General features: G+C 53.2%; 15 protein-coding genes and 1 riboswitch. Of the genes, 6 read left to right on the forward strand and 9 right to left on the reverse strand.

Annotated features, from left to right (window positions below):
- Nucleotides 1-11: 11 nt before the first annotated feature.
- The 7 genes from thiH to rsd all read right to left on the reverse strand — a co-directional run bounded on the left by thiH (nt 12) and on the right by rsd (nt 6,319).
- Nucleotides 12-1,142 (reverse strand): 2-iminoacetate synthase ThiH, encoded by a 1,131-nt coding sequence (gene thiH / locus ACZRKO_RS22275; RefSeq protein ID WP_463739291.1) that lies wholly within the window; start codon nt 1,140-1,142, stop codon nt 12-14.
- Complete coding sequence (locus ACZRKO_RS22280) at nt 1,139-1,918, reverse strand: thiazole synthase (RefSeq protein ID WP_463739292.1); 780 nt, start codon at nt 1,916-1,918, stop codon at nt 1,139-1,141. Before ACZRKO_RS22280 ends, thiH begins: the two co-directional genes overlap by 4 nt.
- A 1-nt stretch (nt 1,919) precedes the next feature.
- Nucleotides 1,920-2,120, reverse strand: a complete 201-nt coding sequence (thiS, locus tag ACZRKO_RS22285) for a sulfur carrier protein ThiS (RefSeq protein WP_463739293.1) — start codon at nt 2,118-2,120, stop codon at nt 1,920-1,922.
- Nucleotides 2,117-2,866, reverse strand: a complete 750-nt coding sequence (locus ACZRKO_RS22290) for a HesA/MoeB/ThiF family protein (RefSeq protein WP_463739304.1) — start codon at nt 2,864-2,866, stop codon at nt 2,117-2,119. The genes thiS and ACZRKO_RS22290 overlap by 4 nt, the downstream gene beginning before the upstream one ends.
- Nucleotides 2,859-3,512 carry a thiamine phosphate synthase gene (thiE, locus tag ACZRKO_RS22295; protein ID WP_463739294.1) on the reverse strand — a complete coding sequence of 218 codons (654 nt, stop codon included), beginning with the start codon at nt 3,510-3,512 and terminating at the stop codon, nt 2,859-2,861. Before thiE ends, ACZRKO_RS22290 begins: the two co-directional genes overlap by 8 nt.
- A complete protein-coding gene (gene thiC, locus ACZRKO_RS22300) occupies nt 3,509-5,455 on the reverse strand; it encodes a phosphomethylpyrimidine synthase ThiC (protein WP_463739295.1) in 1,947 nt (648 codons plus the stop codon). Before thiC ends, thiE begins: the two co-directional genes overlap by 4 nt.
- A gap of 139 nt (nt 5,456-5,594) precedes the next feature.
- Nucleotides 5,595-5,722, reverse strand: a riboswitch (TPP riboswitch).
- A gap of 81 nt (nt 5,723-5,803) precedes the next feature.
- Nucleotides 5,804-6,319 carry a sigma D regulator gene (gene rsd / locus ACZRKO_RS22305; RefSeq protein ID WP_463739296.1) on the reverse strand — a complete coding sequence of 172 codons (516 nt, stop codon included), beginning with the start codon at nt 6,317-6,319 and terminating at the stop codon, nt 5,804-5,806.
- 106 nt (nt 6,320-6,425) lie between these two features.
- Here rsd and nudC point away from each other — a divergent pair, with 106 nt between their 5' ends.
- The 6 genes from nudC to ACZRKO_RS22335 all read left to right on the forward strand — a co-directional run bounded on the left by nudC (nt 6,426) and on the right by ACZRKO_RS22335 (nt 10,877).
- Nucleotides 6,426-7,208, forward strand: a complete 783-nt coding sequence (gene nudC, locus ACZRKO_RS22310) for an NAD(+) diphosphatase (RefSeq protein WP_463739297.1) — start codon at nt 6,426-6,428, stop codon at nt 7,206-7,208.
- 69 nt (nt 7,209-7,277) lie between these two features.
- Nucleotides 7,278-8,342: a uroporphyrinogen decarboxylase gene (gene hemE, locus ACZRKO_RS22315; RefSeq protein ID WP_463739298.1), complete on the forward strand. Its 1,065-nt coding sequence runs from the start codon at nt 7,278-7,280 to the stop codon at nt 8,340-8,342.
- A 21-nt stretch (nt 8,343-8,363) separates the two neighbouring features.
- Complete coding sequence (nfi, locus tag ACZRKO_RS22320) at nt 8,364-9,044, forward strand: deoxyribonuclease V (RefSeq protein WP_463739299.1); 681 nt, start codon at nt 8,364-8,366, stop codon at nt 9,042-9,044.
- Between the two features lie 71 nt (nt 9,045-9,115).
- Nucleotides 9,116-9,706 carry a YjaG family protein gene (locus tag ACZRKO_RS22325; RefSeq protein ID WP_463739300.1) on the forward strand — a complete coding sequence of 197 codons (591 nt, stop codon included), beginning with the start codon at nt 9,116-9,118 and terminating at the stop codon, nt 9,704-9,706.
- Between the two features lie 190 nt (nt 9,707-9,896).
- A complete protein-coding gene (gene hupA / locus ACZRKO_RS22330) occupies nt 9,897-10,169 on the forward strand; it encodes a nucleoid-associated protein HU-alpha (RefSeq protein WP_013577396.1) in 273 nt (90 codons plus the stop codon).
- 39 nt (nt 10,170-10,208) lie between these two features.
- The gene (locus tag ACZRKO_RS22335) at nt 10,209-10,877 is read left to right on the forward strand and encodes a DUF1481 domain-containing protein (protein ID WP_463739301.1); all 669 of its coding nucleotides are present in this window, start codon (nt 10,209-10,211) and stop codon (nt 10,875-10,877) included.
- 74 nt (nt 10,878-10,951) lie between these two features.
- Here ACZRKO_RS22335 and purD read toward each other — a convergent pair whose 3' ends face one another.
- Together purD and purH are read right to left on the reverse strand one after the other, a co-directional pair.
- Nucleotides 10,952-12,241: a phosphoribosylamine--glycine ligase gene (purD, locus tag ACZRKO_RS22340; RefSeq protein ID WP_463739302.1), complete on the reverse strand. Its 1,290-nt coding sequence runs from the start codon at nt 12,239-12,241 to the stop codon at nt 10,952-10,954.
- 58 nt (nt 12,242-12,299) lie between these two features.
- Nucleotides 12,300-13,889, reverse strand: a complete 1,590-nt coding sequence (gene purH, locus ACZRKO_RS22345) for a bifunctional phosphoribosylaminoimidazolecarboxamide formyltransferase/IMP cyclohydrolase (protein ID WP_463739303.1) — start codon at nt 13,887-13,889, stop codon at nt 12,300-12,302.
- Nucleotides 13,890-14,496: the final 607 nt, after the last annotated feature.

Consider the following 14,496-nt stretch of genomic DNA (forward strand, 5'->3'; position numbering starts at 1 on the left):
GCTGCATCATTTTATTGCGAGGCGCGCCCAAGAAAACTGTCCCAATCTTTCCATACTGGCTGAAGCCCTGCCTGAATCAGTGCGTTTGATACCTGCTGTGGGGAACGGTCATCGTGCGGCGAAAATTGCTCAAGTTCCGGGTGATCATTATCGGCGTAACCACCGGGCTGCGTTTTAGATCCGGCACTGACGGTGTTGATCGCCAGCGGAACAACGTGATCGCGAAAATACGGAGATTCTCTGGTCGACAATGAAAGTTCGACATCCGGAACCAATAAGCGAAAGGCGCAAATCAGTTGTACCAACTGATTCTCCTCAAGGATCGACGCGGGTTCAATACCGCCAGCACAGGGGCGCAAACGTGGAAAAGCCACCGAGTAGCGACTTTGCCAGTAGGTTTTTTGCAGATACAGCAGATGTTCCGCCACCATATAACTGTCAGTCCGCCAACTGGCCGAAAGGCCAAACAGCGCCCCGATCCCAATCTTGTCGATTCCCGCCCGGCCGAGCCTGTCTGGCGTTTCCAGTCGCCAGAAGAAGTCCTGCTTTTGACCACGCAGATGATGCTGAGCATAAGTCGACGCATGATACGTCTCCTGATAAACCAGCACACCATCCAGTCCGAGCGTTTTCAATTCACCATACTCCTCCTGCGCCAGTGGCTGGACTTCGATCATCAGTGAATCAAAATGGCGGCGGATCGTCGGGAAGTGCTGACGAAAATAGTCCATCCCGACCTTGGTCTTGTGCTCGCCGGTGACCAGCAACAGATGTTTGAAGCCTAACGCGTTCAGCGCCTCGCATTCGCGTCTGATTTCATCTTCATTCAGCGTTTTACGTTTAATCTTATTACTCATCGAGAAGCCGCAATAAGTACATTCGTTAGCGCAGAGATTGGATAAATACAGCGGTGCAAAGAAATTCACCGTATTGCCAAAACGCTGGCGGGTCAGCTGCTGTGCGCGTTGGGCCATCTCTTCCAGATAGGGCAGCGCTGCCGGAGAGATCAGCGCCATAAAATCGTCGCGGCTGAGTTTATCCCGGCTCAGTGCCCGTTCTACATGAGCGGTGGTTTTACTGTTGATGCGCAGGGAGATGTCATCCCAGCCGAGCGCTGACCATACTTCGGTAAAATTGCTCATGGCATCGTCTGCGCAGTATTGAGGAAACCGGTCAGCGGGCTGGATGGGCTGGCTTGCCGCGTCCTGCCGCCCAGACCACTTTGCCGTGCCAGCGATCCGGCCTCTACGGCCAGACGAAATGCCATCGCCATCGCCACCGGATCCCCGGCAACGGCAATCGCGGTGTTAACTAAAACTGCATCGGCACCCATTTCAATGGCTTCAGCCGCCTGGCTTGGCGCACCAATACCGGCATCGACAATCACCGGAATCCGCGCCTGTTCGATGATAATGCGCAGAAAGTCTCGGGTTAGCAGGCCCTGGTTCGAACCTATCGGTGCGCCAAGTGGCATCACGGCGGCGCAACCCGCTTCCTCCAGGCGTTTACAGAGAACGGGGTCCGCGCCGCAATAAGGCAGAACAACGAATCCCTGCTTTACCAGAATCTCGGCGGCTTTGAGTGTTTCAACCGCGTCGGGCAGCAGGTACTTCACGTCTGGATGAATTTCCAGTTTGATCCATGCAGTTCCCAGCGCCTCGCGTGCCAGTTGTGCAGCAAATACCGCTTCTTCGGCCGTTTTCGCCCCAGACGTATTGGGCAGCAACTGCACGCCTAACGCCTGTAAGGGGGCAAGGATGTCATCGCCGCCGCGGCGCAGGTCAACGCGTTTCATCGCCATGGTGACTAATTGCGAACCGGAAGCGGCCAGCGCCTGTTGCATCAGGGGTGCACTGGAAAACTTACCTGTTCCGGTTAACAGGTGTGAGGTAAACCTAGCATCAGCAATTTTTAACATGTCATCCTCCGGCTATCGCCTGAAAAAGCAAAACCTGATCGCCGTCTTTCAGTAAGTAAGAAGGCCAGTTATCGCGAGGAATAATGACCTGATTGACCGCCAGCGCGCTGCCAGCGGAATTGAGAGACAGCAGACTGAGCAGAGTATTCAGTGTTATCGGTTCAGCAAAATAGTGGGACTCATCGTTAACAAGAATGTTCACGCGTGACCTCCGCAGACTGCGCAGGAGGAGATGCGGGTGAGTTGCAGCGAACGCCAGTGTTGTGTTTTTCCGTCGAACAGCCGCAGCTTCCCGCTCAGCGTGCTGGATAAACCTGCCAGTATTTTCAGGGCTTCTAATGCCTGAAGTGTACCGATGGTACCGACAACCGGCCCGAGGACGCCGGAGGTACGGCAGTTTCGCTGAACGGTTTCCTGATCGGGATACAGGCAGGCATAGCAGCCGTGAGCGTAAGGCGATTCGATCACCAGTAACTGACCGCTGAATCCAACGGCACTTCCGCTGATCAACGTTTTGCCCGCAGCGACGCACGCCTGATTGACGGCATGCCGCGTTTCCATGTTATCGCTGCAATCCAAAACGAGATCGACACCTGCGACGGCGGTGCGTAATCCGTCGCCTGCCAGCCTTTCGGTGAGGGCGACGATTTCACACAGCGGATTCAGGCGCAGTAATTCGCGCTTTGCCACGGTGGCTTTGGGCTGATCCAGGTCTCCGGTGCGGTAGAGAATTTGCCGCTGAAGATTGGTGAGATGGAGCTTGTCATCGTCGGCCAGCATTAACGCGCCGACCCCCGCCGCCGCCAGATACAGGGCTGCCGGGGAGCCGAGCCCCCCGAGCCCGACGATCAATACTTTTGCCGCCTGCAATTTCTCCTGCGCCTGCGGGCCGAATTCCTCCAGCATCAACTGGCGGCTGTAGCGCATAAAAGCCGCGTCGTTAAACATCATCCGCTGCCGAAGCGGCACAGAGTGCCAGCAGTTCTGCGGTGGCCGCACGCCAGTCAGCGGCTTGCGTGATAGCGCTCACCACTGCAATACTGCCGACACCGGTCGCCAGTACAGACGGCGCGCGTTCAATGCTGATCCCGCCGATAGCCACCGTCGGGAAGCTGCCGTCAAGTTGCTTAGTATGTCGGGTCAGTTCTTTCAGCCCCTGTGGTGCCGAAGGCATATCTTTGGTTTGCGTCGGGAAAATATGACCGAGGGCGATATACGACGGATTCACGGCGACAGCGCGCGCCATTTCAGCATCGTCATGCGTGGAAACGCCCAGCCGTAAACCGGCCTGACGGATGGCTTCAAGATCGGCAGTATCCAAGTCTTCCTGACCCAGATGCACGCCATAAGCCTGATGCTTTACCGCCAGACGCCAGTAATCATTGATGAATAACCGCGCCTGATATTTTTTCCCTAGTGCGATGGCCTCGATAATTGCTGGCTCGACTTCTTCATCGGGTAAATCTTTTACACGCAGTTGCAGCGTTTTAACCCCTGCTTCCAGCAGGCGGGCGATCCATTCCACCGTATCAACGACCGGATATAAACCGAGATGGAAGGGAACGGCAGGAAAGGGCTGAGCGGACTGATTCATTTGTTGATCTCCGTGGCAGGGTGATAAAGCTCGCTGCCGCGTGAACGGAATTCGGCCGACATTTGCGCCATGCCGGATTCAACCAGTTCTATTGGCTGGGCTTTGGCTTCCAGCGCGGCGGCGTAATCGCGAACTTCCTGAGTGATTTTCATTGAGCAGAATTTCGGGCCGCACATCGAGCAGAAGTGAGCAACTTTGCCGGATTCCTGCGGCAGCGTTTCATCGTGGTAAGCGCGGGCAGTGGCCGGATCCAGAGCCAGATTGAACTGGTCTTCCCAGCGGAATTCAAACCGCGCTTTGGACATGGCGTTATCGCGGATTTGCGCACCCGGATGACCTTTGGCCAAATCGGCGGCGTGTGCTGCGATTTTGTAGGTAATCAAACCCTGCTTAACGTCTTCTTTGTTCGGCAGGCCGAGATGCTCTTTTGGCGTGACATAACACAGCATGGCGCAGCCAAACCAGCCAATCATGGCGGCGCCAATGCCTGACGTGAAATGATCGTAGCCCGGTGCGATATCCGTGGTTAGCGGCCCCAGTGTATAGAACGGCGCTTCATGGCAGTGCTCCAGCTCTTCGGTCATATTGCGTCGGATCATCTGCATTGGGACATGTCCCGGCCCTTCTATCATCACCTGCACGTCATATTCCCAGGCGATTTTGGTCAGTTCGCCCAGTGTGCGCAGTTCAGCAAACTGGGCTTCATCGTTAGCATCCTGAATAGAACCCGGACGCAACCCGTCGCCCAGTGAGAGGGAGACGTCATAGGCGGCGCAGATTTCACAGATTTCGCGGAAATGCTCAAACAGGAAGCTCTCTTTATGATGCGACAGGCACCATTTCGCCATGATAGAACCGCCACGCGACACAATACCGGTCAGGCGCTTGGCAGTCATCGGCACGTAGCGCAGCAGCACACCGGCGTGGATGGTGAAGTAATCGACCCCTTGCTCAGCTTGTTCCAGCAGTGTGTCGCGGAACATCTCCCAGTTCAGGTCTTCCGCCACGCCGTTCACTTTCTCCAGTGCCTGATAGATCGGTACTGTGCCAATGGGCACCGGGCTGTTACGCAGGATCCATTCGCGGGTTTCGTGGATATAACGACCGGTGGAGAGATCCATTACGGTGTCAGCGCCCCAGCGCGTGGACCACACCAGCTTCTCGACCTCCTCTTCGATGGAAGAAGTCACCGCCGAGTTGCCGATATTAGCATTCACTTTGACCAGGAAATTGCGGCCGATAATCATCGGTTCCGATTCGGAATGATTGATGTTGGCCGGAATAATCGCCCGGCCTGCGGCCACCTCCTGGCGGACAAATTCAGGAGTGATGTTAGCGGGCAGGTGGGCACCAAAACTCTCTCCCGGATGCTGTTGCAGCAGCACTTCCCCACGAATTCGCTCACGGCCCATATTTTCACGGATGGCAATGAACTCCATCTCGGGCGTAATAATGCCTTTGCGGGCATAGTGCAGTTGGGTGACGTTTTTGCCTTTGGCGGCTTTGCGCGGGCGGGGAAGATGCTCAAAGCGCAGGTGATCCAGACCTTCATCAGCCAGCCGTTGTTGAGTAAAGCCGGAGCTGACCTCAGGCAGTACTTCGGTATCGTTGCGCGCCTGGATCCACTCTGCCCGTAGCTTATTCAGCCCGGTGTGTATATCGAGGATGGCAGCCGGATCGCCATAAGGACCCGAGGTGTCATACACCGGAATCGCTTCGTTGTTTTCGTATTGCGGGTTGTCTTTACTGCCATTGATTAACGTCGGGCTGAGCTGAATTTCGCGCATTGGTACCTGCACGTCGGCGCGCGTGCCTTGCAGATAAATCCGTTTGGAGTTTGGGAAAGCGACGCCTTGCAGGCTGTCGATAAACTGCTGAGCTTCGGCCCGCTGTTCGCGACGGTTAACGGGCTTTTTAGGGGTGTTGGATTGAATACTCGACATAGCAAATTCCTCGTGTTTTTCATGATAAAAAACGTTACGTGATGGAAAATTGCTTGTCTGGAGGTTTACGGCAGGAGTAAAAACGGTCGGTTAAGCGGATCGGGGCCGTGGTTGTGCGGGGCCGCAAAGACGCTAAACGCATGACATTACTCTTGTTCCCTTCGCGGGTATTAACCCGATCAGGTTCCGCGGATCCCGAATTAACGGTCTCAGCCTGGCGTAACGTCCGTAAGGAACATCATGCGCTAGGCACTCCGACAAGAAGCCCCAATATAGGAGGCCGATATAACAACTACAACCCCAGAAGGGTTATTAGCGTGTGAATTTATTTAAATTTGATACTCATAATCACGCCGGGCGTACTATCGCTGCTTCATTGGCAACCGGCGGTAACACGTCTTCTTCTTTGTCGAAAGCCAGCGTAATGAGCTGATCTTCGAGCATAAAACGGGCATCCAGCGCCTCACCGATGTCAGATAGCGCATAATGAAAAGCAAAGGCATTCTCATCATCGATATCATTTTCGGTATAACTGTCATGGAAAGCCATGATAGCTTCGGTATTGAGCTCAAGGGCCGGGTAAATTTTTGACGCGATCAGTTTTTTCGGACTGTCGATGCCGGCAACTTCATCAATAATACGTTGATAAAGGTGGAAATGGCCGGCGGAAAGATAGTCCACCAAATTATGGCAAAAGTTATCCAGCGCTTTTTCGTTTAGCGGGGTATGCTTTTCTTTATTCGGCTTTAGACCCACGAGGGTGCAATAAGAAACTAACAACTCTTTGCGTGCGTGAAGCCACTGGTCGATAAACTCATTACTGCCACCAACGCGTTGGGTCAGTCTTTCCAGACGATTTAGCATGGTTGACTCCGTGAGCGAGAGAAAAGTAACCAAAACGTTAAAGGTTACTAATATTTAACTTCCGAAAACCAGATTGTCAGTCTCGTCGAGGTTATGCAACAACAATATGGAATTACAGATAACAGACCAACATAAGGGCTGGTGGGTCATCAGCCACGAAGGCAAACTTTGGTTGCCTCAGGGCGAGCTGCCTTTTGGCCAGGCGGCTGAATTCCTGCTGATCGGCAAAACAGGAAGACAGATTGGCGAGTGGGACGGATCACCAGTCTGGCTGGTGCGCCAGCCAATGGATAACCATATGCTTTCCGCCCGCCAACTGCTTGATCAGGAAAGAGGTTTATTCCAATTGGTGGGGCGTGGCGTACAGCTTGCCGAGTTCTACCGGTCGCATAAGTTCTGCGGTTATTGCGGACACGAAATGCATGTCAGCAAGACCGAATGGGCTGCCCTGTGTGGGCACTGCCGCGAACGTTATTACCCGCAAATCGCGCCATGCATCATTGTGGCTATCCGTAAAGGCGACGAGATTTTGCTGGCGCAGCATGTCCGCCACCGTAATGGGATCCACACCGTGCTGGCGGGGTTTGTCGAAGTTGGCGAAACTCTGGAAGAGACCGTCGCGCGTGAAGTGATGGAAGAGAGCAACGTGCGCGTTAAAAACGTCCGGTATGTCAGTTCGCAGCCCTGGCCGTTCCCGAACTCCCTGATGATGGCGTTTATGGCAGACTACGACAGCGGTGAGATCAAGCACGACCCGAAAGAGTTACTCAATGCAGGCTGGTACCGGTTTGATGCGCTGCCGCAGTTGCCGCCTCCGGGTACCATCGCGCGTCGTCTGATCGAGGATACCGTGGTTCTGTGCCGGGCTGAGCGCGACAGTGAGATCTAGCGTGTTACAATACTGCCCGATTATTTCGGGTCAGAAGATTCGGGTCAGCAGATGATGAAGGAAACCCCAATGAGTGAGTTGAAGAACGATCGCTACCTGCGCGCTTTATTGCGCCAGCCGGTTGATGTCACGCCAGTGTGGATGATGCGCCAGGCAGGACGTTATTTGCCTGAGTACAAAGAGACTCGCGCACAGGCTGGTGACTTCATGTCGCTGTGCAAAAATGCTGAGCTGGCTTGCGAAGTGACTCTTCAGCCGCTGCGTCGTTTCCCTCTGGACGCAGCGATCCTGTTCTCTGATATTTTGACTATTCCCGATGCCATGGGCTTAGGTCTGTATTTCGAGAACGGCGAAGGTCCGCGTTTTTCTTCACCGCTGACCTGCCGTGCTGACGTCGAAAAACTGCCAGTGCCGGACCCGGAAATGGAACTGGGCTACGTGATGAATGCCGTGCGCACCATTCGTAAAAATCTGCAAGGCGAAGTGCCGCTAATAGGCTTCTCCGGCAGCCCGTGGACGCTGGCGACCTATATGGTGGAAGGCGGCAGCAGCAAAGCGTTCACTAAAATCAAAAAGATGATGTATGCCGAACCGGCAACGCTGCATCTGCTGTTGGATAAACTGGCTGACAGCGTGATTTTATATCTCAATGCGCAAATCAAAGCCGGTGCTCAGTCGGTGATGGTGTTTGATACCTGGGGCGGCGTACTCACCCCCCGCGACTACCGCGAGTTCTCTCTCAACTATATGCACAAGATCGTTGATGGCCTGATCCGCGAAAATGACGGTCGCCGCGTGCCGGTGACTTTGTTTACCAAAGGTGGCGGTCAGTGGCTGGAAGCGATGGCTGCAACGGGATGTGATGCGCTCGGTCTCGACTGGACGATCGACATTGCAGATGCCCGTCGTCGTGTCGGAGATAAAGTCGCCCTGCAAGGCAATATGGATCCGTCTATGCTTTACGCTGCGCCGGTTCGCATTGAGCAGGAAGTGGAAACCATTTTGTCTGGCTTCGGCAAAGGTAACGGGCACGTCTTTAATCTGGGGCACGGTATCCATCTGGACGTGCCACCTGAAAATGCCGGTGCGTTTGTGGAGGCTGTCCACAGCTTGTCGCGCCGTTATCACGAATAAGGATCATCACTAAGGAATAGAATGATTGATACACGGGCTTTACGGGAAGAGCAGCGCGTTCTGGCTGACAACATAGTTTTGCAAGATTCGGATAATTTTCAGACGCCACAGTTCATTGCTGGCGCTGATGTCGGTTTCGAGCAGGGCGGAGAAGTGACCAGAGCGGCGATAGTAGTATTGCGTTATCCGTCACTGGAGCTTGTCGACTACCAGATTGCCCGTACCCCAACCACCATGCCTTATATCCCCGGTTTCCTCTCATTCCGTGAGCTGCCAGCGCTGATGCAAGCCTGGCAGCAGTTAGAACAACGTCCGGATCTTGTGCTGGTGGACGGTCAGGGGATTGCGCATCCGCGCCGTCTGGGTGTCGCCAGTCATTTCGGTTTGATGATCGATGTACCGACCATCGGTGTTGCCAAAAGTCGTCTGTGTGGGAAGTTCCTGCCGCTGGATGATGACCTCTTCAGTAAGCAATCTCTGTATGACCGTGATGAACAGATTGGCTGGGTATGGCGCAGTAAACTACGCTGTAACCCATTGTTCATTTCTCCGGGTAACCATATCAGCCTTGAGTCAGCCTTTTTCTGGGTCGAACAATGTATGCGCGGTTACCGTTTGCCAGAGCCAACCCGTTGGGCCGATGCCGTAGCCTCAAATCGCGTCGCTTTTCAACGCTGGCAGCACCTCAGCGGGCATATTTAGGAATCAAGGAATAGGGATATTGATTTATTTCAGGTAAACTCCGGCGCAGAAAAAGTTAAAGAGAACCAACCATGTTACGTAATCCAATACATTTACGTCTGGAAAAGCTGGAAAGCTGGCAACACGTGACGTTTATGGCGAGCCTGTGTGAGCGCATGTATCCGAACTATCAGGCGTTCTGCCTGGAAACCGGGTTTGGCGAGCCGCAGATTTATCGCCGTATCCTAGATTTAATCTGGGAAACGCTGGTGGTAAAAGATGCCAAGGTTAATTTTGACTCCCAGCTTGAGAAGCTCGAGGAAGCGATTCCTTCCTCTGATGACTACGACATTTATGGTGTTTACCCGGCGATTGATGCCTGCATCGCATTAGGCGAACTGATTCATTCGCGTCTGAGCGGTGAAACGTTGTCACATGCCGTTGCGGTGAGTGAAGCATCAATCCGTACCGTTGCCATGCTGGAGATGACTCAGGCTGGCAAAGAAATGACCGATGAAGAGCTTAAGGTCATTCCTGCAGTAGAGGAAGAATGGGACATCCAATGGGAGATTTTTCGCCTGTTGGCTGACTGTGAAGAGCGTGACCTGGAATTGATAAAAGGGTTACGTTCTGACCTGCGTGAAGCTGCTGTAAGTAATATCGGCATAAATTTAGCGCAATAAGGCAAGAAAACGTGATTTAACGCCTGATTTGTCGTGCCTTAAGGCTTCACATCCGCACCCTGTCTGGTCTACATTTGGGGTGCGTAAAAAAAGTGGCTATCGGTGCGTGTATGCAGGAGGGTGCTGTCAATCGGCATATCCGTCGCACTCGATGCTTTGCAAACGATAAACACACTGTAAAGGATAACTTATGAACAAGACTCAACTGATTGATGTAATTGCGGACAAAGCTGATCTTTCCAAAGCACAGGCCAAAGTTGCTCTTGAATCTACTCTGTCTGCTATTACCGAGTCTCTGAAAGAAGGTGATGCTGTACAATTGGTTGGTTTCGGGACTTTCAAGGTAAATCATCGTAACGAGCGTACTGGTCGTAACCCACAGACTGGTAAAGAAATCAAAATCGCAGCTGCCAACGTGCCTGCGTTCGTTTCTGGTAAAGCTCTGAAAGACGCTGTTAAGTAATTGCTTGCAGTGAAAAGAATAAGCGAGGGGGCGGCTAATATGCCCCTTTTGTTTATCACCCCCAGACTGGCGGCTGCTTTGCTGGTGCTTAGTCTGGTGGGTTGCAGTTCACAGGACGACACCCCACGTTTTACCGCGACCGGCTATGTAGCCGATCAGGGCATCAATCGCCTGTGGCGACTCGATGATGCTCAGCATCTCCCTCAGACAATCGTCAGCGTGTACAGCCCCTACCATGGTGGTGACACGGTGATTACCCGTTACGAATATCAGCAGGGCCAGTTGCACCTGATGCGTCAAACGCATGCGACGAAAACGGACTTAGGCGTCATGCTGCGTTTCGATAACGAAGGCAATGTCAGTTTTATGCAGCGACAGCTCCCCGAGAGGCGCGAAAAGCTCTCATCTGATGACATTGAACTCTATAAGTATCAGGCCAGTAAACTGCTCAACCTGAGTAATACCCTCAGGGCCGGCAATGTACAGCTGGTGCAGGGGCAGTGGAAACAGGGGGTGATCACCTCTTGTTCTGGTCAGCCGGTAACGCTTTCCCTTAGCGTTCGTTCGCAGGTTTGGTTGGCAAAACGCGCTTCACGGGCAAATGATCACCTCGGGCTTGCGTGGCTTACCGCGCCTGAGGGTGATGAACTACTGTTGGTTGCCAACGAGGATTTCTGTAAATGGGAACCTAAAGAGTCTGATCTATAACGCGGCTTTTGACCGGTACCGAACAGAAAAAGAAAGGCACGCCGAAGCGTGCCTTTCTGCTGTTTAAATCAGGATCACTCTTCCTGTTCACGGGCAATGGCGCGGTAGCCAATGTCTTTACGGCAGAAGCTGCCTTCCCAGTGAATATCTTTCGCCAGCTGATAAGCGCGTAGCTGTGCAGCAGCAACAGTCTTACCCAGCGCCGTTACGCAAAGAACGCGGCCACCGTTGGTCACCACACGCTCATTCTGCAAGCGGGTACCGGCATGGAACACTTTTCCGTCCGGGACTTCTTCCAGCGGCAGACCCTGAATAACGTCACCGTTAGTATAATCCCCCGGGTAACCGCCTGCTGCCAGCACGACACCCAAAGAAGGGCGCGGATCCCATTCGGACGTGACCTCATCCAGACGGCCTTCGGCACCGGCGAGACAGAGTTCAACCAGATCAGAGCGCATACGCAGCATGATTGGTTGGGTTTCCGGGTCACCAAAGCGGCAGTTAAATTCAATCACCTTCGGTTGACCGTCGGCCGAAATCATCAGCCCGGCGTACAGGAACCCGGTATAGGTATTCTTTTCAGCTGCCATACCGCGAACCGTTGGCCAGATAACCTGCTCCATGACCCGCTGGTGGATCTCATCGGTCACCACCGGTGCTGGGGAATATGCCCCCATACCACCGGTATTTGGGCCGGTATCTGCATCACCAACGCGTTTATGATCCTGACTGGTGGCCATAGGTAGCACATGCTCACCATCGACCATTACAATGAAACTGGCCTCTTCGCCATCAAGAAACTCTTCAATAACGATCCGATGGCCTGCATCACCAAAGGCATTGCCAGCCAGCATGTCCGTGACGGCATTTTCCGCTTCTTTGAGCGTCATCGCCACGATCACGCCCTTACCGGCAGCCAGACCATCGGCTTTAATTACAATCGGCGCACCTTTGCTGCGCAGGTAAGCCAGCGCAGGCTCTACGTCGGTAAAATTCTGGTAGTCAGCGCTGGGAATGTTATGGCGCGCCAGGAAATCTTTGGTGAAAGCTTTGGAGCCTTCCAGCTGTGCCGCTTCCTGCGTTGGCCCAAAGATTTTCAGACCGGCGGCACGGAAGGCATCAACCACGCCAATAACCAGTGGCGCTTCAGGGCCAACAATGGTCAGGCCGATATCATGACTTTTGGCGAAAGCCAGCAAAGCGCTGATGTCCGTTGCAGCAATATCGACATTTTCCAGCAGGGGTTCCAGCGCAGTACCTGCGTTACCCGGTGCCACATAGACTTTTTTCGCCAGCGGCGACTGAGAGGCTTTCCATGCCAGAGCGTGTTCGCGACCGCCATTGCCGATAATTAAAATATTCATTCGAAGACTCCGGGTGAGCGGGCGCAGAGCACCCGCTAAAAGAATTAGTCAGTTTCTATTAATGGCGGAAATGACGCATATCGGTAAACAGCATGGCGATACCGTGTTCATTGGCGGCGGCAATCACTTCATCATCACGAATAGATCCGCCGGGTTGGATAACACAGGTGATGCCAACAGCGGCTGCGGCATCAATACCATCGCGGAACGGGAAGAAGGCGTCCGAAGCCATAACAGAACCTGCGACTTCCAGACCTTCATCGGCGGCTTTAATCCCGGCGATTTTCGCCGAGTATATGCGGCTCATTTGACCAGCACCGATGCCGACGGTCATTTTGTCACGTGCATAAACAATGGCATTGGATTTCACGAACTTCGCCACTTTCCAGCAGAACAAGGCGTCCGTAAGCTCCTGCTCCGTGGGCTGACGTTCGGAAACGACGCGCAGATCGGCCGCTTCGACCATACCCAAATCGCGGTCCTGTACCAGTAAACCACCATTAACACGTTTGAAGTCCAGCGCATTTTCACGCGCCTGCCACTGACCACAGGTCAGAACGCGAACGTTTTGTTTGGTCGCGGTCAGCGCCAGCGCTTCTTCTGTGACAGACGGTGCAATGATCACTTCCACGAACTGGCGGCTGATGATGGCTTTTGCTGTGTTGGCATCCAGCTCCCGGTTGAATGCGATGATGCCGCCGAAGGCTGACGTCGGATCAGTTTTATATGCGCGCTCATAAGCGGCAAGAATGGAGCCTCCCACGGCCACGCCGCATGGGTTAGCGTGTTTGACGATCACACAGGCAGGCTCAGCAAATTCTTTCACGCACTCCAGCGCCGCGTCGGTATCGGCGATGTTGTTATAAGAGAGCGCTTTGCCCTGTAGTTGAGTCGAAGTGGCAACAGAAGCTTCACTGACATTCTCTTCTATATAGAAGGCCGCGTTCTGATGGCTGTTTTCGCCATAGCGCATATCTTGCTTCTTTATATAGCTGAGATTCAGCGTACGGGGGAACTGGCCAGAAGGTTTATCCGTTTCGCCATGATAGGCCGGAACCATCGTACCGAAGTAGTTAGCAATCATGCCGTCGTAAGCCGCAGTGTGCTCAAACGCTTTAATCGCCAGGTTGAACCGGGTTTCTAACGTCAGGGAACCGTTATTGTTATCCATCTCTTCAATGATTGAAGCAAAGTCACCGTTCTTAACTACGATAGCCACGTCTTTGTGATTCTTCGCCGCCGAGCGAACCATGGTCGGGCCGCCGATATCAATATTTTCGACGGCATCTTCCAAAGAGCAATCCGGGCGTGCAACGGTTTGAGCGAACGGATAGAGATTGACGACGACCATGTCGATAGGCGCGATGGCGTGCTTTGCCATGATGTCATCATCTTTGCCACGACGACCTAAAATCCCGCCATGCACTTTCGGGTGCAGTGTCTTTACGCGTCCATCCATCATTTCCGGAAACCCGGTGTAGTCAGAAACTTCGGTCACAGGCAGATCCGCATCAGCTAACAGACGAGCGGTTCCTCCTGTAGAGAGTAATTCCACGCCGCGCTGTGTTAATGCTTGGGCGAATTCTACGATACCGGCCTTGTCAGAAACGCTGAGCAGGGCGCGGCGGATTGGACGAGATTGTTGCATGGTGGTTATATCCTTGGCTTTGGAGTCGCAATAAAGAGCGTTATCTGAATTCAATGACCGCTTTCTTCTCTTTATATAGAGCAATTTTCAGAAAAACGAGGGATTGAGTTCAGATAACGGTCCTTTGAACGCTTAGTTTTCATTAACCACTCATTCAGGGCGATGAAAACGGACGCGCGAAATTGTAGCGAAAACGATTGCGCGGCGCTCGTGAAATTTGAGTTTCCTGGTCGTCTGTGGATAAGTTTGTGTAAAACACGGTATAAGCGGTGTATTTGCTGTGGAATGCAGCAAACAGTGATTTTTCCTAAAATTACCCCTTGCGGCCTGCTCAGAACTCCCTATAATGCCGCTCCATCGACAGGGAACAACGTGAACAACATCACGAAGTAACCGGGTCGGAAAAGATTTAAAACAGCGGCAACCGGATGAAATAAACGGTTGACACTGAATGAGGGAAGCGTAATATACGCCACCTCGAGTTGCCAAGCGAAAGCGCGTAACTCACTGCTCTTTAACAATTTATCAGACAATCTGTGTGGGCACTCACAAGACGATATCAGCCACCTCGGTGGCAAAAAATATCAAGTCTTAAAGAGTGACCAAG

It is taken from the genome of Ewingella sp. C233 (assembly GCF_055407225.1).